Genomic DNA, 23,040 nt, shown 5'->3' on the forward strand with positions numbered 1-23,040 from the left:
GTACAAACAATTTACAATTCCTATGGCGGGCGCTCATAATTTGACATCATAGTGTTATTAATTACTTAGTGGATGAATAAAACGCGTATCGCGCTCCATTTTTGAGCAGTTTGCTTTGCGAATAATGCGTTTCGCGGGTAAAAATTGGCGACTTTTTATCACACCTGAATCCCGTGTCTATTCGACTGGTATCGTGACGGTGAAATCCCTATAATTGCAGCGTTGGACGCTCTGGCGTCGCCCTTCCTTTACATCCAGGTTATCAGGTCGCTAAATTTATGACTGATCAGTCTCATCAGTGCGTCATTATCGGTATCGCCGGCGCATCCGCTTCAGGTAAAAGCCTTATTGCCAGCACACTTTACCGCGAACTGCGCGAACAGGTAGGTGATGAACATATTGGCGTTATTCCGGAAGACAGTTACTACAAAGATCAAAGCCATCTGTCGATGGAAGAACGTGTAAAAACCAACTATGACCATCCGAGCGCGATGGATCACAGCCTGTTATTCCAGCATTTAGAATCGCTTAAACGCGGCGAAGCCATTGAATTACCGGTTTATAGCTACGTTGAACATACCCGTACGCAAGAAACCATTCGCATTGAAGCCAAAAAAGTCATCATCCTGGAAGGGATCCTGCTGCTGACCGATTCACGCCTGCGCGATGCGATGAACTTCTCGATTTTCGTCGATACGCCGCTGGATATCTGCCTGATGCGCCGTATCAAACGTGACGTTAACGAGCGTGGTCGTTCAATGGATTCGGTAATGGCGCAATACCAGAAAACCGTGCGCCCAATGTTCCTGCAGTTTATTGAACCCTCCAAACAGTACGCCGATATTATCGTGCCGCGCGGCGGTAAAAACCGCATCGCCATTGATATTCTGAAAGCCAAAATCAGCCAATTCTTTGAGTAATAATGTTAGGCTGTCACCGTTCGTATTAATTTGCCCGGCCCCTGAGGCGCGCTCAGGGGTATGTCGCATCAAAAGGAGAATGTGCCATGCGTCTTTGTGACCGAGATATTGAAGCCTGGTTGAACGACGGTCGGCTCGCGATTAATCCGCGCCCGCCGGTTGAGCGTATTAACGGTGCGACGGTTGATGTCCGCCTGGGCAACAAATTCCGCACATTCAGTGGGCACACGGCGGCGTTTATCGATCTCAGTGGCCCGAAACACGAAGTCAGCGCGGCGCTTGATCGGGTGATGAGCGATGAAATTGTGCTGGCAGAAGGCGACGCTTTTTACCTGCACCCTGGCGAACTGGCGCTGGCGGTGACGTATGAATCCGTCACGCTGCCCGCGGATTTGGTCGGCTGGCTGGACGGTCGCTCTTCGCTGGCGCGTCTGGGTTTGATGGTGCATGTTACCGCGCACCGTATCGATCCCGGCTGGTCAGGCTGTATCGTGCTGGAGTTCTATAATTCAGGCAAACTGCCGCTGGCGCTGCGCCCGGGTATGCTGATTGGTGCGTTGAGTTTCGAGCCGCTCTCCGGCCCGGCAGAACGCCCTTATAACCGCCGTGAAGATGCGAAATATCGCGATCAGCAAGGCGCGGTCGCCAGCCGTATTGATAAAGACTGAGTGAAGCAGACCTACTGAGGACGCCATGAGAAGAGTGTTAACCACGCTGATGATCCTGTTGGTCGTGCTGGTAGCCGGCCTTTCGGCGCTGGTACTACTGGTCAATCCCAACGATTTTCGCGCTTATATGGTGCGTCAGGTTGAAGCCCGTAGCGGTTACCAATTGCAGCTTGATGGCCCGCTGCGCTGGCATGTCTGGCCGCAGCTTAGCATTCTCTCAGGGCGGATGACCTTAACCGCTCCCGGTGCGCAGACGCCGGTGGTCGCCGCCGACAATATGCGCCTTGACGTTAACCTGTGGCCGTTGCTGTCGCACCAGCTGCATGTCAAACAGGTGATGCTGAAAGGCGCGGTTATCCAGTTAACGCCGCAAAGCGCCGCTGCGCCGCAACAAGGCGCCCCCGTGGCACCGCGTGAAAACAATCTGCCGCAGGTGGAAGAGGATCGCGGCTGGTCATGGGACATCGCCAGTCTGCAAGTGGCTGATAGCGTGCTGGTGTTCCAGCACGATGATGATGAACAACTGACGGTGCGCGATATTCGCCTGCAAATGGAGCAGGATTCGTTGCACCAGGCAAAGCTTGATTTCGCCGGGCGGATTAACCGCAATCAACGTGATTTAACCCTCTCTTTCAGCGCGCAAGTGGATGCCCGCGACTATCCGCATAACCTCACCGCCGCCATCGATAACGTGAAATGGCAATTGCAGGGCGGCGATGTCCCGACGCAGGGCATCGAAGGGGAAGGACGCTTACAGGCGCAGTGGCAACGTGCGCAGCAGCGCCTGACGCTCAACGATCTGAGCCTGCGCGCGAACGACACCTCGCTCACCGGTAACGGCAGCGTGACGTTTGGCAACCTGCCGGTGTGGGCGCTCGATTTGCAGTTTGACTCCCTCAATCTTGATAATTTGTTACCGCCGGAGCAGACCGCCGATAACAGCGGCTCGCCGCAGCAGCAAGGGCAGGCGCAAAACCGCCTGCCGCGCCCGGTTATCTCCACCAGCCTGGATATACCGCAGTACGAAGGGTTACGCAGTTTTACCGCACAGATTGGCATTAGCGCGAAAAGCGTGCGCTGGCGCGGTATGCAGTTTGCGGATGTGGTCGGACAATTCAACAATAATGCCGGTTTGCTGTCGATTCCTACCCTGCAAGGCAAAATGGGCAACGGGCAGATCTCGTTACCTGGCGAGCTGGATGTGCGCGGTGAGGGATCGCTTGCGACCTTCCAGCCAAAACTGGATAACGTGGAAATCGGCACCATCCTGAAAGCCTTTAATTACCCGATTGCCCTGACCGGCAGCCTGAGCATGGCGGGCGATTTTTCCGGGCCGCGTATCGACGCCGAGAATTTCCGCCGCCACTGGCAGGGCGAGGCGCATGTTGATTTGAAAAACAGCCGTATGGAAGGGCTCAACTTCCAGCAACTGGTGCAGCAGGCCGTGGCGCGCAGCAGCGATGTGCAGTCGCAGGAAAACTACGATAACGCCACGCGCCTTGATAGCTTCACCAGCGATGTATCGCTGGATAAAGGTCAGATGAAATTCAGTGACATGCAGGGTAGTTCAGCGCTGCTTTCTTTGACCGGCGAAGGCGAGATGGATCTGGTGAAAGAGCAGGCGGATACGCGCTTTGAAGTGCGCGTGATGGAAGGCTGGAAAGGGGAGAGCGAGCTTATCGATTTCCTGAAAAATACCCCAGTTCCACTGCGCGTATACGGTAAATGGCAGACGCTCAACTACAGCCTACAAGTGGATCAACTGCTGCGTAAACATCTGCAGGATGAAGCGAAACGCCGGTTAAATGACTGGGCGGATCGCAATAAAGAGCGCCAGAGCGGCAAAGATGTGAAAAAACTGCTCGAGAAGATGTAAGCGAGCCAGCGTGCCGGGTGGACACTGCGCCACCCGGCAACGCAATTTACAAAATGCCTTCCAGCGCCAGGTGCTGTAACAACACAATGGTTTTGCCGTCGGCAATCTCTCCGCTGCGGATAGCCGCCAGCGCGGCGCTAAAATCCATCTCTACCACTTCGATATCCTCGCCTTCATCTGCTAAACCGCCGCCATTGCTGATGCGTCGGCTGTCATCATATTCGGCGATAAAAAAGTGCAATTTTTCGCTGACTGAACCGGGGCTCATCCACGCTTCAAACACCTTTTGCACCTGCTCAAGGCGGTAACCGGTCTCCTCTTCTGCTTCCTGTTTTATGCGCTCTTCTGCGGCAAGCTCATCCAGTAAGCCGGCTGCCGCTTCCAGTAAAAAGCCGCTGTGCTGGTTAACGAATAACGGCAAGCGAAACTGCCGGGTGAGGATCACGCTGCGTTTGCTCACGTTATACAGCAGGATCACCGCGCCGTTGCCGCGATCGTAAACTTCGCGGCTCTGGCGCTGCCATTCGCCGTCTCTGCGACGAAAGTCAAAGGTGTACTTCGTCAGTTTGCCCCAGTCTTCGGATAAGGGTTTGGTCGCAATAATGCGTACTTGTGCATTTTCAGATGGCATATTCGCTCCTCAGGACGTAAGATTGCATCTTAACGTGCACTTTCGTGCATTAACAAGATATTTCGTGCAATCAGGAGCACCTCATGCTGACCTCTCAACGCAAACAACTGATCCTTGCCCGCCTCGCTGAAGAGGGACAGGTGCTGTCAAAAAATCTCAGTGAGCAGTTCGGCATATCAGAAGATACCGTGCGCCGCGATTTACGCGAACTGGCGGCGGAAGGGCGTTTGCAGCGGGTGCACGGCGGAGCGTTACCGGCATCGGCGGCGGCGGTCACCTTTTCCGAGCGACAAACATTGCAATCGGATGCCAAGCGGCGGATCGCGCAGAAAGGGGCAGAGCTGGTATCCCCCGGGCAGGTGGTGATGATCGATGGCGGCACCACTACCAGTGAGTTAATCCGTTTTTTCCCGGAAGATTTGCGCATTACGGTTGTCACCCACAGCCCGAGTATCGCTGTCGGGCTGGCACAACATCCGTTGATTAACGTGGTGATGATTGGCGGCCAGCTTTATAAACACTCTATCGTTAATGTCGGCGCGGCGGCGCTGGAGGGGATTGCTCGCGTGCGCGCCGATCTCTTTTTTATGGGGGTGACCGGCGTGCATGTTGAAGCGGGTTTAAGCACCGGTGATTTCGAAGAGTCACGTATCAAGCATGCCATGGCGCAAAGGGCGGCGGAGACGGTAGTGCTGGCCTCACCGGAAAAATTAAACACCGCTTCACCGTGGGTGATCGGCGATATCGGACTTATCAATACGCTGGTGGTCGATGCGCAAACCGATGAGCGCACGCTGGAGCCGTTTGCCCGGCGTGGTATTGCGATTGTCAAAGCATAGGAAAGCAGGCGGGAATGGCCGGGGCGAACCCCGGCATGTTTTACACTTCGTAATCGAGATTATTGTCGCTGCCAAGCGGAATAAGCTGCACTTTTTGCACCCGGTGGCTTTCGACATCCAGCGTTTTTAACAGATAATCACCTACCTGAACCTCTTCTCCTGGCTGCGGAATGCGTTGCAGATACTCCATTAGCAGCCCGGCAATGGTGTGATACTCGCGTTTATCGTCGAGCGGCAGCGGTACATACTGCACCAGATCTTCCAGGGGCATATGGCCGTTCGCCGTCCAGCTACCGTCACTGTTTTTCTGAATATCGTGGCGAGCGTCAATCTCTTCGACTTCGTTGGGCAAATTGCCGGCGATGGTTTCCATCACATCGCTTAGAGTGACCACCCCTTCAACGGAGCCAAACTCATCCACCACAAACGCAAAATGAGTACGGGCATTACGGAACTGTTCCAGCGCCTGCAACAACGGCAATCCTTCCGGGAACACCAGCGGTTGTCGCACCAGCACACGCAGATCGAGCGGTTCGCCGTGTAACGATTGCTGGAGCAGATCGAGGATATGCACCACGCCCAGCAGGGTATCATCCTCTTCGCCACCGGTAACCACCACGCGCGTATGCTGGTTTTTATCCAGCAGGGCGCGGACTTCAGCTTCCGGCGCGCTCAGATCGATATGTTCAATATCGTGACGCGACGTCATGATGCTGCTCACCGTGCGCTGATTAAGATTCAGCACGCGCTCAATCATCCGCCGCTCCTGCGGGTTGAAAATCTGGCCATCGTCGCCGTCGCGCAGCATCGAGGCGGCATCGGCATCCAGCTCTGCATCTTCTTTACGCCCGCTCAGCAAGCGCATGACCGTTTCGGTGGTGCGCTGGCGCAGTGTTCGGTTGGCGAACAGAAAACGGCGGCGGTTGAAGATTGCCAACTGGTTCAGCGCTTCAATCATGACCGAGAAGCCAATGGCGGCGTACAGGTAACCTTTCGGAATATGGAAACCAAAGCCGTCGGCCACCAGGCTGAAACCAATCATCAGCAGGAAGCTGAGACACAGAATAACAATCGTAGGATGGTTATTGACGAAGCGGGTGAGGGTTTTACTCGCCAGCAGCATCAGCGAAATGGCGATAACCACCGCCGCCATCATCACGGCCAGGTGATCGACCATCCCCACGGCGGTGATCACGGAATCCAGTGAAAAAACCGCGTCCAGCACAACAATCTGCGTCACCACGGCCCAGAATTTCGCGCCGCGCCGCTGCGTGGGGTTGTCGCTGTCTTTCCCTTCGAGGCGCTCGTTGAGTTCAACCGTTGCTTTAAACAACAGGAATAGCCCGCCCACTAACATGATTAAATCGCGGGCGCTGAAACTGAGGCCGCGTACGGTAAATAAAGGTTGGGTCAGCGTGACCAGCCAGGAAATTGAGGCTAGCAGCAGCAGACGCATCAGCATGGCGAGTATCAGACCGGTGACGCGCGCGCGGTCACGCTGTGCTGGCGGCAATTTCTCGGCGAGAATTGCAATAAAAACCAGGTTATCAATACCGAGAACCAGTTCAATCACTACCAATGTGACCAGACCAGCCCAGATTGACGGATCGGCAATCCATTCCATCGTTAACGTAACACCTTATGTGATATGACAATTGTCACAATGCGATCATGGATAAAGCGGAGATAAATTGCAACGTCAGCCTGCGATTTATCTTATTTTAGGTGGTTATTTAAAACTCTTTAAATGTTATTTCCTTATTGTTTCTGGGATTAACTATCACTATTTAAATATGGAAAATAAGAAAAGTCGCATGGGTAATACCATGTCAGTTTTTTGTCAATATGCGGTAAATCCTAAAAAGCTAAAATTTTGGTCTTAATATTATTCTTAAAAAGATGTTTATCTCTGAATGTCGCCTTGCCTGCTATTCGCTTAGCTGCAACAATTCCTCCAGCATCGTTCAAATATACCAGCGTCTTTATTTTCAGCATTGTTAATCAGTGCGAAAGCCGGTACCTGCCGTATTTTATCTGGTTGGCAAATAGCGCCACCAGAAAGAGGATGTAATGGATGACTATCAATGACTTAGCGTCAATCAGTGAATTGGTAACTGAAAGCCAGGGGCGGTAGCGTGCCTGCGGGTATGTCAATCAGCCTGGATTATTCTGTAATCGCATGTGGTTGAATAAACGCTTTTTAGGACTGATGCTAGTTATATTTCTCAAGAATTAACTGCATTCTGAATCTGTGTACAGCTTGAGCGCTTATTTAAATCGCACAGGATAATTACTCTGCCAAAGTGATAATTAATCAATGATGAAATCTAAAACGAAATTGATGCCATTATTGGTGTCCATTAGCTTGATGAGTGGCTGCACCGTCTTCCCCGGGAGCAATATGTCTACGATGGGAAAGGATGTGATTAAACAGCAGGATGCTGATTTTGATATAGACCGTATGGTGAATGTCTATCCATTAACCCCACGTCTGATTGAACAATTGCGCCCGCGCAACAATGTTGCTCAACCGAATATGTCACTGGATCAGGAGATTTCCGCCTACCAGTACCGCGTTGGCCCAGGGGATGTGCTGAACGTAACCGTGTGGGATCACCCGGAACTCACCACGCCAGCCGGTCAGTATCGTAGTTCGAGCGATGCCGGTAACTGGGTACAACCCGATGGCACCATGTTCTATCCGTATGTCGGCAAGATCCACGTTGCCGGTAAGACGCTGAATGAGATCCGTAGTGATATTACCAGCCGTTTAGCGACCTATATTGCTGACCCGCAGGTGGACGTTAATATCGCCGCGTTCCGCTCGCAAAAAGCCTATATCTCCGGCCAGGTGGCAAAATCTGGTCAGCAGGCGATCACCAACGTACCGCTTACCGTTCTTGACGCGATCAATGCCGCAGGTGGTCTGACCGACAGCGCAGACTGGCGCAACGTCGTGCTGACACACCAGGGCCAGGAGCAGCGCATTTCACTGCAGGCGCTGATGCAAAACGGCGATCTCAGCCAGAACCGTTTGCTCTACCCCGGCGACATTCTGTTTGTTCCGCGTAATGACGATCTGAAAGTGTTCGTGATGGGCGAAGTGAAAAAACAGAGCACGCTCAAAATGGACTTCAGCGGCATGACGCTGACCGAAGCGCTCGGCCAGGCCGAAGGTATCGATCTGACCACCTCCAACGCCAGCGGCATTTTTGTTATTCGTCCGCTTAAAGGCAACGAAAGTGGCCGTGGCAACAAGATCGCCAACATCTACCAGCTCGATATGTCGGATGCCACATCGCTGGTTATGGCAACGAACTTCCGTCTCCAGCCGTATGACGTGGTGTATGTCACGACTGCACCGGTTGCGCGTTGGAACCGTCTTATCAACCAGTTGCTGCCGACAATCAGTGGCGTTCGCTACATGACCAACACGGCCAACGACATCCAAAATCTGCAATGACTATGTTCAACAAAATTCTGGTGGTATGCGTGGGGAACATTTGCCGTTCCCCGACGGCAGAACGGCTGCTGAAAAAATACCAGCCCGCTTTAACGGTGGCGTCAGCCGGGCTGGGCGCGCTGGTTGGACGTAGCGCGGACGCCAACGCCGTGAGTGTGGCGGCGGATCATCAACTCTCTCTGGAAGGGCATTGCGCGCGACAAATTACCGGAAAAATGTGCCGCGAATACGACCTGATTCTGGTGATGGAAAAACGTCATATTGCCCGCCTGTGCGAGATTGCCCCGGAAATGCGTGGAAAGGTCATGTTATTTGGCCACTGGGATAACGAGCGGGAGATCCCCGACCCGTATCGCAAAAGTCGTGAAGCTTTTGAAGCTATTTACACCTTACTTGACCAGTCTGCCCGCCATTGGGCGCAGGCATTGCAAGCTCAGCAGGGATAATAATGACAGAGAAAACACACCATTCGCATTCTGCTGCCCCGGCGGTGGGCAACGACGAAATCGATATTGGCCGTTTGCTCGGCACAATAATTGAAGCTCGCTGGTGGGTGCTGGGCATCACCTCGGTCTTCGCACTGATTGCTGTTGTCTACTGCCTGTTCGCCACCCCCATTTACAGCGCTGACGCGCTGGTGCAAATCGAGCAGAACACCGGAAGTTCGCTGGTACAGGATCTGAACAGTGCGCTGTCGAATAAGCCACCGGCGTCGGACGCGGAAATCCAGCTTATCCAGTCACGCCTGGTACTGGGTAAAACCGTTGACGATCTCGATCTGGATATTTCGGTAGTCAAAAACACCTTCCCGCTGTTTGGCGCAGGGTGGGATCGCCTGATGGGACGGCAGAACGAGACGGTGAAAGTCACCACGTTCACGCTGCCAAAAGGCATGAACGATCAGACCTTCACATTAAAAGTACTCAGCCCGAAACAGTATCTGCTAAGCAGCGACGGTGGTTTTGAAGCGCGCGGCGAAGTGGGGCAGCAGCTCAGCAAGCAAGGCGTCACCATGATGGTGAGCGCCATTCAGGCCTCGAATGACAGCGAGTTCACCGTGACCAAGTTTTCTACGCTTGGCATGATTAACAACCTGCAAAACAACCTGACGGTAACCGAGAACGGTAAAGACACCGGCGTACTGAGCCTCACCTATACCGGTGAAGACCGTGATCAGATCCGCGCCATTCTGGACAGCATCACGCGCAACTACCTTGAGCAAAACATTGAGCGCAAATCCGAAGAAGCGGCCAAAAGCCTGGTCTTCCTCGATAAGCAACTGCCGGAAGTGCGCAAAAACCTCGATGAGGCCGAGGAAAAACTGAACACCTACCGTCAGCGCAAAGACTCCGTCGACTTGCCGCTGGAAGCGAAATCGGTGCTCGATTCGATGGTCAACATCGACGCGCAGTTGAACGAACTGACTTTCCGCGAAGCCGAAATCTCCAAGCTCTATACCAAAGCGCACCCGGCGTACCGCACCCTGCTGGAAAAACGTAAAGCGCTGGAAGATGAGAAAGCGAAGCTGAACGATCGCATCACCGCGATGCCGGAAACGCAACAGGAGATTGTGCGTCTGACGCGCGATGTCGAATCAGGCCAGCAGGTTTATATGCAGTTGCTGAACAAACAGCAGGAGCTGCGTATCACCCAGGCGAGCACCGTTGGTGATGTGCGTATCGTCGACCCGGCCATTGCACAACCGGGCGTACTGAAGCCGAAGAAAGCGCTGATCATTCTTGGCAGCATTATCCTGGGCCTGATTGTTTCGGTGGTCGGTGTGCTGCTGCGCTCGCTGTTTAACCGCGGCATCGAAAGCCCGCAAGTGCTCGAAGAACAGGGGATCAGCGTTTACGCCAGCATTCCGCTGTCGGAATGGCAAAAAGCGCGCGATAGCGTCAAAACCATCAAAGGGGTTAAACGCTATAAGCAGAGCCAACTGCTGGCGGTGGGGAATCCGACGGATCTGGCCATCGAAGCGGTGCGCAGCCTGCGTACCAGCCTGCACTTCGCCATGATGCAGGCTAATAACAACGTGTTGATGATGACCGGGGTCAGCCCGTCAATCGGTAAAACCTTTGTCTGCGCCAACCTGGCCGCGGTGATTAGCCAGACCAATAAACGCGTGCTGCTGATCGACTGTGACATGCGTAAAGGCTATACCCACGAACTGCTGGGCACCGACAACGTGAATGGCCTGTCCGAAGTGCTGGCCGGGAAGGGCGCTATCGAAAGTTGCGCGAAGCCGACCTCTATCAGCAACTTCGACCTTGTTCCGCGCGGTCAGGTGCCGCCAAACCCATCTGAACTGCTGATGAGCGAACGCTTCAGTCAGCTGGTGAAATGGGCCAGCAGCCACTACGACCTGGTGTTGATCGATACCCCGCCGATCCTGGCGGTAACGGATGCGGCAGTCGTGGGTCGCCATGCAGGAACCACGCTGATGGTGGCGCGCTACGCGGTGAATACGCTCAAAGAGATCCAGACCAGCCTGAGCCGCTTCGAGCAAAACGGTATTCAGGTGAAAGGGGTGATCCTGAACTCGATTTTCCGCCGCGCGACCGGCTACCAGGATTACGGCTACTACGAGTACGAATACAAGTCCGATTCAAAATAACCAGACCTTACCTCTATCCCTCAACGCGCTGCGCCTTTTCCCTGACGGGAAAAGGCGGCAGTAAGGGCGAAAGCGGCATGTTGAACGCATTAGGGAACGCATCATGAGTACAACAGCAAACCCATTAATTTCAATTTATATGCCAACCTGGAACCGGCAACAGCTGGCGATCCGCGCGATTAAATCGGTGCTGCGCCAGGATTACCCGCACTGGGAAATGATCATTGTTGATGACTGCTCTGCAAGTTTTGAGCAGTTGCAACAGTTTGTTGATGAGCTGGGCGACCCGCGTGTCAGTTACACGCGCAACGCCTTTAACTCCGGTGCCTGCGCGGTGCGCAACCAGGCGATTTTACAGGCGAAAGGCCAGTACATTACCGGTATTGACGATGACGATGAATGGACACCAAACCGCCTGTCCGTTTTTCTGGCGCACAAACATCTGCTTAATACCCGCGCCTTTTTGTACGCCAACGATTATGTCTGTCAGGGCGAAGTCTATTCGCAACCGGCGAGCTTGCCGCTGTACCCGAAATCGCCGTTCTCGCGCAAGCTGTTCTACAAGCGCAACATCGTTGGCAACCAGGTTTTCACCTGGGGCTGGCGTTTTAAAGAGAGCTTGTTTGATACCCAACTGAAGGCGGCGCAGGATTACGACATTTTCCTGCGAATGGTCGAGGAGTACGGCGAGCCGTGGAAAATCGAAGAAGCCACGCAGATCCTGCACATTAACCACGGTGAAATGCAGATCACTTCTTCACCGAAGAAGTTTTCCGGCTACTTCCACTTTTATCGTAAGCACAAAGACAAATTCGATCGCGCCAGCAAGAAATATCAGCTGTTTACCCTCTACCAAATTCGCAATAAGCGGATGAACTGGCGCACCTTGTTGACGCTGTTTTCTCTGCGTAACGGTAAGCGTCTGGCTGATGGGCTGCGGGGGAAATAATGCGTCTGGAAGATTTTCGCGCTAATCACTGGAATTTGCGCCCGTGCTGCATGGTTGCGGCGTACCGCATTGCCCATTTTTGTTCCGTGTGGCGCAAAAAGCATGTCATCAACAATCTCTGGGCCGCGCCCGTCATTTTGTTGTACCGCTTTGTCACGGAATGCCTGTTTGGCTATGAAATTCAGGCCGCCGCGACGATTGGTCGCCGCTTTACCATCCATCATGGCTATGCGGTGGTGATCAATAAAAATACCGTCGCCGGGGATGATTTCACCATTCGTCATGGTGTCACTATCGGCAACCGTGGTGCCGATAGCATGGCCTGCCCGGTGATTGGCAACAATGTTGAACTGGGTGCCAACGTGGTGGTGATTGGCGATATCACCATTGGTAACAACGTCACCATTGGCGCGGGTAGCGTGGTGCTCGACAGCGTGCCGGACAACGCGCTGGTGGTCGGCGAGAAAGCGCGCGTGAAGGTGATTAAATGAATATTTTGCAATTTAACGTGCGCCTTGCAGAAGGCGGTGCCGCAGGGGTTGCGCTCGATTTACATCAGCGTGCGCTGCAACAGGGCATTTCATCACGTTTTATTTACGGCTATGGCAAAGGCGGCAAAAAAAGCGTCAGCCACGACAACTATCCGCAGGTCTATAAACAGACGCCACGTCTGACTTCCATCGCTAATCTGGCGCTGTTTCGCCTGTTTAACCGCGATGTTTTCGGCAACCTGAATAATCTCTATCGCACCGTGACCCGCACGGATGGCCCGGTGGTATTGCATTTTCATGTGATGCACAGCTACTGGCTGAATTTGCATGAACTGGTGACGTTTTGCCAGAAGGTGAAAGCGCACAAACCGGATGTCACTTTTGTCTGGACGCTACATGATCACTGGAGCGTGACCGGGCGCTGTGCCTTTACCGATGGCTGTGAAGGCTGGAAAGAGAATTGCCGCAAATGCCCGACGCTGTCGAACTACCCGCCGGTGAAGGTTGACCGCGCGCATAAGCTGGTCGACGGCAAGCGTCAGTTATTTAACGACATGCTGGCGCTCGGCTGCCAGTTTATCTCTCCCAGCCAGCACGTGGCGGACGCCTTTAATAGCCTGTATGGCGCCGGGCGCTGCAGCATTATTAATAACGGTATTGATGTGGCGACAGAAGCAATTCTGGCCGAGCTGGCTCCGGTGAAAGTGACGCAAGGTAAACCGAAGATTGCGGTGGTGGCGCACGATCTACGCTATGACGGGAAAACCAACCAACAACTGGTACGCGACATCATGGCGATGGATGACCGTGTGGAACTGCATACCTTCGGTAAGTTTTCCCCGTTTGAGGGCGGCAATGTCATCAACCACGGTTTTCTGACCGATAAGCGCAAATTGATGAGTGAACTCAACGAGATGGATGCGCTGGTTTTTAGCTCTCGCGTGGATAACTATCCGCTGATTCTGTGCGAAGCGTTATCTATCGGTGTGCCGGTGATTGCCACCCACAGCGATGCGGCACGCGAAGTGTTGCAGAAGTCGGGCGGGAAAACGTTCAGCGAGCAGGAGGTGTTGCCGCTGGTACAGTGCCATAAAGCCGACATTGCCCAGGCGGTATTTGGCGAAAGCCTCGACGCGTTCCGCGCGCGCAGCCGCCAGGCGTACAGTGGCCAACAGATGCTGGAGGAGTATGTCTCATTCTATCAAGGTCTGTAGCTACCTCCTGCTGCCGCTCATTTACCTGCTGGTTAACGTCAAACTCCTCCAGTTAGGAGAGAGTTTTCCGATCACTATTGTGACGTTTTTACCAGTGCTGCTGTTGCTCTATGTTGAGCGCATCAGTGTAAAAAAACTGATGATAGCGCTGGGGGCCGGGGCAGGGCTGACGCTGTTTAACTTCATTTTTGGTAAGTCGCTGGACGCCAGTAAATATGTCACCTCGACGATGTTGTTCGTTTATATCGTGATCATCATCGGCATGGTGTGGAGCATCCGCTTCAAAACCATTTCACCGCATAATTACCGTAAGATCTTGAGATTTTTCTATGCGGTAGTGGCATTCGTGGTGCTGCTGGCGGCGATGGAAATGGCGCAGATTATCCTCACTGGCGGCAGCAGTTTAATGGAGACGATTTCGAAATATCTCATCTATAGCAACAGTTACGTGCTGAATTTTATCAAGTTCGGCGGTAAACGTACTACGGCGTTATATTTCGAACCGGCATTCTTCGCTCTGGCGTTAATCTCAATTTGGCTCAGCATCAAACAGTTTGGTATCAAAACGCCGAAGACCGATGCTATGATTTTGGCAGGGATAGTTCTTTCGGGATCGTTCTCAGGGGTAATGACATTTATCCTGTTTTATCTGCTGGAATGGGCTTTCCAGTATCTGAACAAAGAGGCGATCCGTAAAAAGTTACCATTGGCAATTATTTCACTGGCAGTCTTTATTGTTGGCGTTGTATTTGCTTTTCCATATATCGCAGAACGAATCGGCGATTTAGGTACGGAAGGCTCTTCCTCGTATTATCGTATTATCGGTCCGCTGGTGATGGTGGGATATTCACTGACCAATATTGATGGTGTAGTAAGATTTGGCTCACTTTACGAATATGTCGCATCATTCGGAATCTTTAACGGTGCGGACGTCGGGAAAACAATAGACAATGGGTTGTATCTGCTGATCATTTATTTTTCATGGTTTGCGGTATTACTGACCGGATGGTATCTGTTTAAAGTTGGGAAAATGACGATAAATGCCTTTGGCAACAATCAGAATTTTCGCGTTCAACTTTATCTGTTCACTCCGATATCGTTGTTTTTTACGGGGTCTATCTTTAGCCCGGAATATGCGTTTTTAATTGTTTGTCCGTTTATTCTGCGCAAAGCGTTGAATATCGCGGCTACATAAAGAGGTGGGTCAAATGCTGCTAAGTGTTATTACTGTCGCGTTTCGTAATTATGAAGGTGTGATGAAAACCTGGCAGTCGCTAGCTCACCTGGCGAAAGCGCAAAATATTGAATTCGAATGGATTGTGGTTGACGGTGGCTCTCAGGATGGTACTGAGGAATTTCTGAAAAACCTCAACGGTCAGTACAATTTACGCTATATCAGCGAACGCGATAAAGGCATCTATGATGCTATGAATAAAGGGATCGATATGGCCGCAGGACGCTTTGCGCTGTTTCTTAATTCCGGCGATATTTTCCATGAAGAAATTGTGGATGTTGTTCGTCAGCTGAATGATGAGCAAGAAAACGCAATGTATATTGGCGATGCGCTGCTGGATTTCGGTGATGGCACAAAAATACGTCGTGGCGCAAAACATGGCTGGTATATTTACCACAGCTTACCGGCCAGCCATCAGGCTATATTTTTCCCGGTAAATGGTCTGAAAACTTACCCCTACGATCTGCAATATAAAGTCTCTTCCGATTACGCATTAGCCGCCAGAATGTTTAAAGCGGGTTTCCCGTTTAAACGTTTGAAAGGCCTTGTGTCTGAATTTTCGATGGGCGGCGTATCAACGTCTAATAACCTTGAATTATGTCAGGATGCTCGCAATGTGCAGCGTAAAATATTACGCATGCCGGGCTTCTGGGCACAGTTGTCTTATATGTTGCGTTTACGGACGACCGGCAAAACGAAAGCCTTATATAACAAAGCATAACGCTCAGATATAAGGAAAAATGATGCAGGATTTAAAAGGATTCTCCGTGCCGAAAGGTTTTCGGGGCGGCAACGCTATTAAGGTTCAACTGTGGTGGGCGGTTCAGGCGACATTATTTGCCTGGTCCCCGCAGGTGCTGTATCGCTGGCGCGCATTCCTGTTGCGCTTATTTGGCGCAAAGGTTGGAAAAGGCGTGGTTATTCGTCCATCGGTAAAAATTACTTATCCGTGGAAATTAACATTAGGCGATTACAGCTGGGTAGGAGATGACGCAGTGTTATACACGCTGGGTGATATTTCTATCGGTGCGAATTCAGTGGTTTCTCAGAAATGTTATTTGTGCACCGGCAGTCACGATTATATGAGCGCGCATTTTGATATTAACGCGACGCCAATCGTGATTGGTGAGAAGTGCTGGCTGGCGACAGATGTGTTTGTCGCGCCGGGCGTCTCCATCGGCGACGGGACGGTAGTCGGTGCGCGCAGCAGTGTTTTTAAATCGCTTCCGGCAAATGTGATTTGCCGTGGCAATCCCGCAGTGGTGACGCGCGAACGCGTTGAAAAGGTAACTCCCTGAACTGGGACTATTGAGGAAAATAAATTATGTCTAAAGTCGCTCTCATCACCGGCGTAACCGGGCAAGATGGCTCTTATCTGGCTGAACTGCTTCTGGAGAAGGGTTACGAAGTTCACGGCATTAAACGCCGCGCTTCCTCATTCAATACCGAGCGTGTGGATCACATCTATCAGGATCCGCACACCAGCAACCCGAAATTCCATCTGCACTACGGTGACCTGACCGATACCTCCAACCTGACGCGTATCCTGCAGGAAGTGCAGCCGGATGAAGTCTACAACCTGGGTGCGATGAGCCACGTGGCTGTGTCGTTCGAATCCCCGGAATATACCGCCGACGTTGATGCCATGGGTACGCTGCGTCTGCTGGAAGCCATTCGCTTCCTGGGTCTGGAGAAGAAAACCCGTTTCTACCAGGCGTCCACTTCTGAGCTGTACGGCCTGGTGCAGGAAATCCCGCAGAAAGAGACCACGCCGTTCTATCCGCGCTCTCCATACGCGGTTGCCAAACTGTACGCGTACTGGATCACCGTGAACTACCGTGAATCCTACGGTATGTACGCCTGCAACGGCATTCTGTTCAACCACGAGTCTCCGCGCCGCGGCGAAACCTTCGTGACCCGCAAAATTACCCGCGCTATCGCCAACATCGCTCAGGGTCTGGAATCCTGCCTGTACCTCGGCAACATGGACTCCCTGCGTGACTGGGGCCATGCCAAAGATTACGTGAAAATGCAGTGGATGATGCTGCAACAGGAAAAACCGGAAGACTTCGTTATCGCTACCGGCGTGCAGTACTCCGTGCGTCAGTTCGTCGAAATGGCGGCGGCACAGCTGGGTATCAAACTGCGCTTTGAAGGCACCGGCGTGGAAGAGAAAGGCATTGTTGTTTCCGTGACCGGCCATGACGCACCGGGCGTGAAACCGGGCGATGTGATTGTCGCCGTTGACCCGCGTTACTTCCGTCCTGCTGAAGTGGAAACCCTGCTGGGCGACCCGAGCAAGGCGCACGAAAAACTGGGCTGGAAACCGGAAATCACCCTGCAGGAGATGGTCTCCGAAATGGTGGCAAAAGATCTGGAAGCAGCGAAAAAACACTCACTGCTTAAGGCCCACGGTTACGAGGTTGCCATCGCGCTGGAGTCCTGAGCATGACCAAACAACGTGTTTTTGTGGCTGGCCATCGCGGGATGGTGGGGTCAGCCATCGTACGGCAGCTCGAACAGCGGGCGGATATCGAACTGGTGCTGCGTTCCCGCGAGGAGCTGAACCTGTTAGATAGCGCGGCTGTGAATGCGTTTTTCGCCAGTGAGCGTATCGACCAGGTTTACCTGGCGGCCGCGAAAGTGGGCGGTATTGTGGCGAACAATACCTACCCGGCGGACTTCATCTACGAAAATATGATGATTGAGAGCAACATCATTCACGCCGCGCACCAGAACGACGTGAACAAACTGTTGTTCCTCGGTTCGTCCTGCATCTACCCGAAACTGGCTCACCAGCCGATTGCGGAAAGTGAGCTGTTGCAGGGGACGCTGGAGCCGACCAACGAGCCGTACGCGATTGCCAAAATCGCCGGTATTAAGTTGTGCGAATCCTACAACCGTCAGTATGACCGTGATTACCGCTCGGTGATGCCGACCAACCTGTACGGGCCGCACGACAACTTCCACCCGAGCAACTCGCACGTTATTCCTGCGCTGCTGCGCCGTTTCCACGAAGCGACGCAGGAAAATGCGCCGGATGTGGTGGTGTGGGGAAGCGGCACGCCGATGCGTGAATTCCTGCATGTGGATGATATGGCCGCGGCCAGCATTCATGTTCAGGAGCTGGCGCGTGAAGTGTGGCAGGAGAATACCGAACCGATGCTGTCGCATATCAACGTCGGCACCGGCGTGGACTGCACCATTCGTGAACTGGCGCAAACCGTGGCAAGCGTGGTCGGTTACAAAGGTCGCGTGGTGTTTGACGCCACCAAACCGGACGGCACGCCGCGCAAACTGCTGGATGTGACCCGCCTGCATCAGCTTGGCTGGTATCACGAGATCTCACTGGAAGCGGGGCTTGCCAGCACCTACCAGTGGTTCCTTAAAAACCAGCACCGGTTCCGGGGGTAAGTATGTTTTTGAGTCAGGAAGATTTTGCCACGGTGGTGCGTTCAACCCCGCTGATTTCCATCGATTTGATCGTGGAGAACTCACGCGGCGAGTTTTTACTCGGCAAGCGCACTAACCGTCCGGCCCAGGGATACTGGTTTGTGCCGGGCGGACGCGTGCAAAAGGACGAGCCGCTGGCGGCCGCTTTCGAGCGACTGACTCAGGCGGAACTGGGACTGCGCCTGCCGATGTCGGCAGGCGAGTTTTACGGCGTCTGGCAGCACTTCTATGACGACAACTTTTCCGGCCCGGATTTCACCACGCATTACATCGTGCTGGGCTTCCGCCTGCGTGTGGATGAGAACACCCTCGCGCTGCCGACGGAGCAGCACAATGATTACCGCTGGGGAACGCCGGAGTCGCTGATTGCTGACCCACTGGTGCATGACAACAGCCGCGCCTATTTCCTCGACGCGCAGGGAGTACCGGGCTTATGAAAATCCTGGTCTATGGCATCAACTATTCGCCGGAGCTGACCGGGATCGGTAAATACACCGGCGAAATGGTGGAATGGATGGCCCGTCAGGGCCATGACGTGCGCGTCATTACCGCACCGCCGTACTACCCGGAGTGGAAAGTGGGCGCGCATTACAGCGCCTGGCGCTGGCGCAAAGAGCAGGGCATTGCCACCGTGTGGCGCTGCCCGCTGTATGTGCCCGCGCAGCCATCGACCTTAAAACGGCTACTGCATCTGGGCAGCTTTGCCCTGAGCAGCTTCTTCCCGTTGATGGCGCAGCGTCGCTGGAAGCCGGATCGCATTATCGGCATCGTGCCGACCCTGTTTTGTACGCCGGGCATGCGCCTGCTGGCAAAACTGAGCGGTGCGAAAACCGTGCTGCACATTCAGGATTATGAAGTCGACGCCATGCTGGGTTTAGGCATGGCGGGCAAAGGTAAAAACGGTCGCGTGGCGAAGCTGGCGACCGCTTTTGAGCGTAGCAACCTGCATAACGTTGACAACGTGTCGACTATCTCCCGTTCGATGATGAACAAAGCACGGGAAAAAGGTGTGGCTGCGGACAACATTATTTTCTTCCCGAACTGGTCCGAAGTGGCGCGTTTTCGCGATATCGACGACGGAGCCGTCGCGCAACTGCGCCAAACGCTCGGCCTGCCGGATGACAAAAAAATCATTCTTTACTCCGGCAATATCGGTGAGAAGCAGGGGCTGGAAAACGTCATTGAAGCGGCGGCCAAACTGCACCATCAGCCGTGGCTGTTTGTGATTGTCGGCCAGGGTGGTGGCAAGGCGAGGCTGGAAAAAATGGTCAGCGAGCGCGGGCTTCACAACGTGAAATTCTTCCCGTTGCAGCCGTACGACGCGTTGCCTGCCTTATTAAAAATGGGTGATTGCCATCTGGTGATCCAAAAACGCGGCGCGGCTGACGCGGTGCTGCCGTCCAAACTGACCAACATTCTGGCGGTCGGCGGCAATGCCGTCATTACCGCCGAAGAGAGTACCGAACTTGGCCAGCTGTGCCTGACCCAGCCTGGCATTGCGGTCTGCGTTGAACCGGAATCGGTGGACGCGCTGACCTGGGGCATTGAACGCGCACTGGCGATGCCCAAAAACAACACGGTGGCACGTGAATATGCCGAACGCACGCTCGAAAAAGAGAACGTGTTAAGCCAGTTTATTGCAGATATCAGCCCGGAGAATTCCACTCAGCCCGCACCAGCCCGCGAAAGCGTGCATGACGGCGAACTGAACTTCGATGGCAATGGGGATAAATCATGAGTCAAACACAACTCTATCCGGTCGTGATGGCCGGCGGCTCTGGCAGTCGTTTGTGGCCGCTGTCCCGTGTGCTTTACCCTAAACAGTTTCTCTGCCTGAAAGGCGAACTCACCATGTTGCAAACCACCATCTGCCGCCTGAACGGCGTGGAGTGCGAAAGCCCGGTGGTGATTTGTAACGAACAGCACCGCTTTATCGTCGCGGAGCAACTGCGTCAGCTGCACAAGTTGACCGAAAACATCATCCTCGAACCAGCAGGCCGCAACACGGCTCCGGCTATCGCGCTGGCGGCGCTGGCGGTAAAACGCCACAACCCGGATAGCGATCCGCTGATGCTGGTACTGGCCGCTGACCATGTGATCCAGGATGAAGAGGCGTTTCGCACGTCGGTACGCAATGCGATCCCTTACGCCGAAGCGGGCAAACTGGTGACCTTTGGTATCGTGCCGGATCTGCCGGAAACCGGGTATGGCTACATTCGCCGCGGCGCGGTTTCTGCCGGTGAAGTCGATGCGGTGGCGTTTGAAGTGGCGCAGTTTGTTGAAAAACCCAACCTCGAAACGGCGCAGGGTTATGTGGCAAGCGGCGAGTATTACTGGAACAGCGGCATGTTCCTGTTCCGTGCCGGTCGCTACCTCGAAGAGCTGAAAAAATACCGCCCGGATATTCTTGAGGCCTGCGAAAAAGCGATGGACGCCACCGACCCGGATATGGACTTTATCCGCGTCGATGAGGCGTCTTTCCTCGCCTGCCCGGAAGAGTCGATTGACTACGCAGTTATGGAACGCACCGCCGATGCGGTAGTGGTGCCAATGGACGCGGGCTGGAGCGATGTTGGTTCCTGGTCGTCGCTGTGGGAAATCAGCCAGCACACGCCGGAGGGAAACGTCCATCACGGCGACGTCATCACCCATAAAACCGAAAACAGCTACGTTTACGCCGAATCGGGGCTGGTGACGACCGTCGGGGTGAAAGATCTGGTGGTGGTGCAGACCAAAGATGCGGTGCTGATTGCCGACCGTAACGCCGTGCAGGATGTGAAAAAAGTGGTCGAGAAAATCAAAGCCGACGGGCGCCACGAACACCATATCCACCGCGAAGTCTACCGTCCGTGGGGCAAATATGACTCCATCGATTCCGGCGATCGCTACCAGGTAAAACGCATTACCGTGAAGCCGGGCGAAGGACTTTCCGTACAGATGCATCACCACCGCGCTGAACACTGGGTGGTGGTTGCCGGTACGGCAAAAGTGACGATTGACGGTGAGGTGAAACTGCTGGGCGAAAACGAATCTATCTATATTCCGCTCGGCGCGCGCCACTGTCTGGAAAACCCCGGGAAAATTCCGCTCGATCTGATCGAGGTGCGCTCCGGTTCGTACCTTGAAGAGGATGACATTGTGCGGTTTGCCGATCGTTATGGCCGTATTTAATTCCCGTGCCGGATAACGCGAACGTTATCCGGTTTATAAATTTAAATTAATCAACAAGATATGGCCATTTTACGGTCACGGCTGACTGTTGCCTGAAGAAGAGGTAATGATGGAAAAATTAACCTGTTTTAAAGCTTACGATATTCGCGGCAAGCTGGGCGAAGAACTGAATGAAGATATTGCATGGCGTATTGGCCGCGCCTATGGGGAATACCTGAAGCCGCAGACCATCGTGCTGGGCGGCGATGTGCGCCAGACCAGCGAAGCGCTGAAACTGGCGCTGGCAAAAGGGTTGCAGGACGCCGGTGTGAATGTGCTGGATATTGGTCTTTCCGGCACCGAAGAGATCTATTTTGCCACTTTCCATCTGGGCGTTGACGGCGGTATCGAAGTGACCGCCAGCCACAACCCGATGGATTATAACGGCATGAAACTGGTGCGTAAGGGCGCGCGTCCGATCAGCGGCGATACCGGCCTGCGCGATGTCCAGCGCCTTGCGGAAGCCAATGACTTCCCGCCGGTGAACCCGGCAAAACGCGGCAGCTACGAGCAAATTAATCTGCGCGACGCCTATATCGATCACCTGATGGGCTATATCGACACCAACAATCTCAAGCCGCTGAAACTGGTAATTAACTCCGGTAACGGCGCGGCAGGTCCGGTGGTGGACGCCATTGAAGCCCGCTTTAAGGCACTGAATGTGCCGGTGACTTTCGTCAAAGTGCATAACGAACCGGACGGCACCTTCCCGCACGGTATTCCTAACCCGCTGCTGCCGGAGTGCCGCGACGATACCCGCAATGCGGTGATTGAGCATAACGCCGATATGGGCATTGCTTTCGATGGCGATTTTGACCGTTGCTTCCTGTTCGACGGGGAAGGGCAGTTTATCGAGGGCTACTACATTGTTGGCCTGCTGGCCGAAGCGTTCCTCGAAAAACATCCTGGCGCGAAAATTATTCATGACCCGCGCTTGTCGTGGAACACGGTAGATGTGGTTGGCCGCGCGGGCGGTACGCCGGTGATGTCGAAGACCGGCCATGCCTTTATCAAAGAGCGGATGCGCGAAGAAGACGCCATTTACGGTGGCGAAATGAGCGCGCATCACTACTTTCGTGACTTTGCCTACTGCGACAGCGGCATGATCCCATGGCTGCTGGTCACCGAGCTGCTGTGCCTGAAAGGCAAGACGCTGGCGCAACTGGTGCGCGACCGCATGGTGGCGTTCCCGGCGAGCGGCGAGATCAACAGCAAGCTGGCGGACCCGGTGACGGCGATCAACCGCGTTGAACAACACTTCACGCCGGGTGCGCTGGAGATCGACCGTACGGACGGCATCAGCATCGCATTTGCCGACTGGCGTTTTAACTTGCGCTCTTCCAACACAGAACCCGTTGTACGTCTGAACGTTGAATCGCGGCACGACGAGGAACTGATGAAAGCGCGAACGCAGGAAATTCTGGCACTGTTAAATCAATAACGATAAGGCGTTCCTCTCCCCGATGCCGGGGAGG

General features: G+C 53.8%; 21 protein-coding genes. 19 read left to right on the forward strand and 2 right to left on the reverse strand.

Translation table 11 applies throughout. The features are described from left to right. Window positions 1–278 precede the first annotated feature (278 nt). The 3 genes from udk (at window position 279) to asmA (ending at window position 3,464) form a co-directional block, all read left to right on the forward strand. Window positions 279–920, forward strand: a complete 642-nt coding sequence (gene udk, locus O3S68_RS02240) for a uridine kinase (RefSeq protein ID WP_017458502.1) — start codon at window positions 279–281, stop codon at window positions 918–920. A gap of 86 nt (window positions 921–1,006) precedes the next feature. Further along, window positions 1,007–1,588: a dCTP deaminase gene (gene dcd / locus O3S68_RS02245; RefSeq protein WP_017458501.1), complete on the forward strand. Its 582-nt coding sequence runs from the start codon at window positions 1,007–1,009 to the stop codon at window positions 1,586–1,588. A 25-nt stretch (window positions 1,589–1,613) separates the two neighbouring features. Beyond that, window positions 1,614–3,464 (forward strand): outer membrane assembly protein AsmA, encoded by a 1,851-nt coding sequence (gene asmA / locus O3S68_RS02250; RefSeq protein WP_044489414.1) that lies wholly within the window; start codon window positions 1,614–1,616, stop codon window positions 3,462–3,464. A gap of 46 nt (window positions 3,465–3,510) precedes the next feature. Here asmA and O3S68_RS02255 read toward each other — a convergent pair whose 3' ends face one another. Then, window positions 3,511–4,095: an NUDIX domain-containing protein gene (locus O3S68_RS02255; protein ID WP_269230705.1), complete on the reverse strand. Its 585-nt coding sequence runs from the start codon at window positions 4,093–4,095 to the stop codon at window positions 3,511–3,513. Between the two features lie 83 nt (window positions 4,096–4,178). Here O3S68_RS02255 and O3S68_RS02260 point away from each other — a divergent pair, with 83 nt between their 5' ends. Then, window positions 4,179–4,934 carry a DeoR/GlpR family DNA-binding transcription regulator gene (locus tag O3S68_RS02260; RefSeq protein ID WP_269230706.1) on the forward strand — a complete coding sequence of 252 codons (756 nt, stop codon included), beginning with the start codon at window positions 4,179–4,181 and terminating at the stop codon, window positions 4,932–4,934. A gap of 40 nt (window positions 4,935–4,974) precedes the next feature. On the opposite strand, the gene O3S68_RS02265 is transcribed toward O3S68_RS02260, so the two are convergent. Then, complete coding sequence (locus O3S68_RS02265; protein ID WP_045510706.1) at window positions 4,975–6,558, reverse strand: TerC family protein; 1,584 nt, start codon at window positions 6,556–6,558, stop codon at window positions 4,975–4,977. Between the two features lie 693 nt (window positions 6,559–7,251). Here O3S68_RS02265 and O3S68_RS02270 point away from each other — a divergent pair. The 15 genes from O3S68_RS02270 to cpsG all read left to right on the forward strand — a co-directional run bounded on the left by O3S68_RS02270 (window position 7,252) and on the right by cpsG (window position 23,006). After that, window positions 7,252–8,397: a polysaccharide export protein gene (locus tag O3S68_RS02270; protein WP_044489412.1), complete on the forward strand. Its 1,146-nt coding sequence runs from the start codon at window positions 7,252–7,254 to the stop codon at window positions 8,395–8,397. A 2-nt stretch (window positions 8,398–8,399) separates the two neighbouring features. Continuing rightward, entirely contained in the window at window positions 8,400–8,843 is a 444-nt protein-coding gene (gene wzb / locus O3S68_RS02275; protein WP_020454314.1) for a low molecular weight protein-tyrosine-phosphatase Wzb, read from the forward strand. A gap of 2 nt (window positions 8,844–8,845) precedes the next feature. After that, window positions 8,846–11,014, forward strand: a complete 2,169-nt coding sequence (wzc, locus tag O3S68_RS02280) for a tyrosine-protein kinase Wzc (protein WP_020454313.1) — start codon at window positions 8,846–8,848, stop codon at window positions 11,012–11,014. Between the two features lie 103 nt (window positions 11,015–11,117). Then, on the forward strand, window positions 11,118–11,963 hold the full coding sequence (gene wcaA / locus O3S68_RS02285) for a colanic acid biosynthesis glycosyltransferase WcaA (protein ID WP_044489411.1): 846 nt from the start codon (window positions 11,118–11,120) through the stop codon (window positions 11,961–11,963). Beyond that, window positions 11,963–12,454, forward strand: coding sequence for a colanic acid biosynthesis acetyltransferase WcaB (wcaB, locus tag O3S68_RS02290; protein ID WP_045510699.1), 492 nt, complete (start codon window positions 11,963–11,965; stop codon window positions 12,452–12,454). The genes wcaA and wcaB overlap by 1 nt, the downstream gene beginning before the upstream one ends. Continuing rightward, entirely contained in the window at window positions 12,451–13,668 is a 1,218-nt protein-coding gene (gene wcaC, locus O3S68_RS02295) for a colanic acid biosynthesis glycosyltransferase WcaC (protein WP_269230707.1), read from the forward strand. Before wcaB ends, wcaC begins: the two co-directional genes overlap by 4 nt. Then, window positions 13,643–14,863, forward strand: a complete 1,221-nt coding sequence (gene wcaD / locus O3S68_RS02300; RefSeq protein ID WP_020454309.1) for a colanic acid polymerase WcaD — start codon at window positions 13,643–13,645, stop codon at window positions 14,861–14,863. The genes wcaC and wcaD overlap by 26 nt, the downstream gene beginning before the upstream one ends. Before the next feature lie 13 nt (window positions 14,864–14,876). Then, on the forward strand, window positions 14,877–15,623 hold the full coding sequence (wcaE, locus tag O3S68_RS02305) for a colanic acid biosynthesis glycosyltransferase WcaE (protein WP_020454308.1): 747 nt from the start codon (window positions 14,877–14,879) through the stop codon (window positions 15,621–15,623). 22 nt (window positions 15,624–15,645) lie between these two features. Further along, window positions 15,646–16,200 carry a colanic acid biosynthesis acetyltransferase WcaF gene (gene wcaF, locus O3S68_RS02310; protein ID WP_017458487.1) on the forward strand — a complete coding sequence of 185 codons (555 nt, stop codon included), beginning with the start codon at window positions 15,646–15,648 and terminating at the stop codon, window positions 16,198–16,200. Between the two features lie 26 nt (window positions 16,201–16,226). Continuing rightward, the gene (gene gmd, locus O3S68_RS02315) at window positions 16,227–17,348 is read left to right on the forward strand and encodes a GDP-mannose 4,6-dehydratase (RefSeq protein WP_017458486.1); all 1,122 of its coding nucleotides are present in this window, start codon (window positions 16,227–16,229) and stop codon (window positions 17,346–17,348) included. A gap of 2 nt (window positions 17,349–17,350) precedes the next feature. Further along, window positions 17,351–18,316: a GDP-L-fucose synthase gene (fcl, locus tag O3S68_RS02320; protein ID WP_269230708.1), complete on the forward strand. Its 966-nt coding sequence runs from the start codon at window positions 17,351–17,353 to the stop codon at window positions 18,314–18,316. Window positions 18,317–18,318: 2 nt separating this feature from the next. Next, entirely contained in the window at window positions 18,319–18,792 is a 474-nt protein-coding gene (locus O3S68_RS02325) for a GDP-mannose mannosyl hydrolase (RefSeq protein WP_269230709.1), read from the forward strand. After that, window positions 18,789–20,093, forward strand: coding sequence for a colanic acid biosynthesis fucosyltransferase WcaI (wcaI, locus tag O3S68_RS02330; RefSeq protein WP_269230710.1), 1,305 nt, complete (start codon window positions 18,789–18,791; stop codon window positions 20,091–20,093). The genes O3S68_RS02325 and wcaI overlap by 4 nt, the downstream gene beginning before the upstream one ends. Next, a complete protein-coding gene (gene cpsB, locus O3S68_RS02335; RefSeq protein ID WP_020454304.1) occupies window positions 20,090–21,526 on the forward strand; it encodes a mannose-1-phosphate guanyltransferase in 1,437 nt (478 codons plus the stop codon). The genes wcaI and cpsB overlap by 4 nt, the downstream gene beginning before the upstream one ends. Window positions 21,527–21,635: 109 nt before the next feature. Continuing rightward, entirely contained in the window at window positions 21,636–23,006 is a 1,371-nt protein-coding gene (gene cpsG, locus O3S68_RS02340) for a colanic acid biosynthesis phosphomannomutase CpsG (RefSeq protein ID WP_044489686.1), read from the forward strand. The last annotated feature ends 34 nt before the right edge of the window (window positions 23,007–23,040 follow it).

This window comes from Kosakonia sp. SOY2, from assembly GCF_027109175.1.
GTDB lineage: Bacteria > Pseudomonadota > Gammaproteobacteria > Enterobacterales > Enterobacteriaceae > Kosakonia.

Bases quoted from the DNA above. Each gene is read 5' to 3' on its own strand.
- udk (WP_017458502.1), top strand. From the start codon at position 279: ATGACTGATCAGTCTCATCAGTGCGTCATTATCGGTATCGCCGGCGCA.
- dcd (WP_017458501.1), top strand. From the start codon at position 1,007: ATGCGTCTTTGTGACCGAGATATTGAAGCCTGGTTGAACGACGGTCGG.
- asmA (WP_044489414.1), top strand. From the start codon at position 1,614: ATGAGAAGAGTGTTAACCACGCTGATGATCCTGTTGGTCGTGCTGGTA.
- O3S68_RS02255 (WP_269230705.1), bottom strand. From the start codon at position 4,095: ATGCCATCTGAAAATGCACAAGTACGCATTATTGCGACCAAACCCTTA.
- O3S68_RS02260 (WP_269230706.1), top strand. From the start codon at position 4,179: ATGCTGACCTCTCAACGCAAACAACTGATCCTTGCCCGCCTCGCTGAA.
- O3S68_RS02265 (WP_045510706.1), bottom strand. From the start codon at position 6,558: ATGGAATGGATTGCCGATCCGTCAATCTGGGCTGGTCTGGTCACATTG.
- O3S68_RS02270 (WP_044489412.1), top strand. From the start codon at position 7,252: ATGATGAAATCTAAAACGAAATTGATGCCATTATTGGTGTCCATTAGC.
- wzb (WP_020454314.1), top strand. From the start codon at position 8,400: ATGTTCAACAAAATTCTGGTGGTATGCGTGGGGAACATTTGCCGTTCC.
- wzc (WP_020454313.1), top strand. From the start codon at position 8,846: ATGACAGAGAAAACACACCATTCGCATTCTGCTGCCCCGGCGGTGGGC.
- wcaA (WP_044489411.1), top strand. From the start codon at position 11,118: ATGAGTACAACAGCAAACCCATTAATTTCAATTTATATGCCAACCTGG.
- wcaB (WP_045510699.1), top strand. From the start codon at position 11,963: ATGCGTCTGGAAGATTTTCGCGCTAATCACTGGAATTTGCGCCCGTGC.
- wcaC (WP_269230707.1), top strand. From the start codon at position 12,451: ATGAATATTTTGCAATTTAACGTGCGCCTTGCAGAAGGCGGTGCCGCA.
- wcaD (WP_020454309.1), top strand. From the start codon at position 13,643: ATGTCTCATTCTATCAAGGTCTGTAGCTACCTCCTGCTGCCGCTCATT.
- wcaE (WP_020454308.1), top strand. From the start codon at position 14,877: ATGCTGCTAAGTGTTATTACTGTCGCGTTTCGTAATTATGAAGGTGTG.
- wcaF (WP_017458487.1), top strand. From the start codon at position 15,646: ATGCAGGATTTAAAAGGATTCTCCGTGCCGAAAGGTTTTCGGGGCGGC.
- gmd (WP_017458486.1), top strand. From the start codon at position 16,227: ATGTCTAAAGTCGCTCTCATCACCGGCGTAACCGGGCAAGATGGCTCT.
- fcl (WP_269230708.1), top strand. From the start codon at position 17,351: ATGACCAAACAACGTGTTTTTGTGGCTGGCCATCGCGGGATGGTGGGG.
- O3S68_RS02325 (WP_269230709.1), top strand. From the start codon at position 18,319: ATGTTTTTGAGTCAGGAAGATTTTGCCACGGTGGTGCGTTCAACCCCG.
- wcaI (WP_269230710.1), top strand. From the start codon at position 18,789: ATGAAAATCCTGGTCTATGGCATCAACTATTCGCCGGAGCTGACCGGG.
- cpsB (WP_020454304.1), top strand. From the start codon at position 20,090: ATGAGTCAAACACAACTCTATCCGGTCGTGATGGCCGGCGGCTCTGGC.
- cpsG (WP_044489686.1), top strand. From the start codon at position 21,636: ATGGAAAAATTAACCTGTTTTAAAGCTTACGATATTCGCGGCAAGCTG.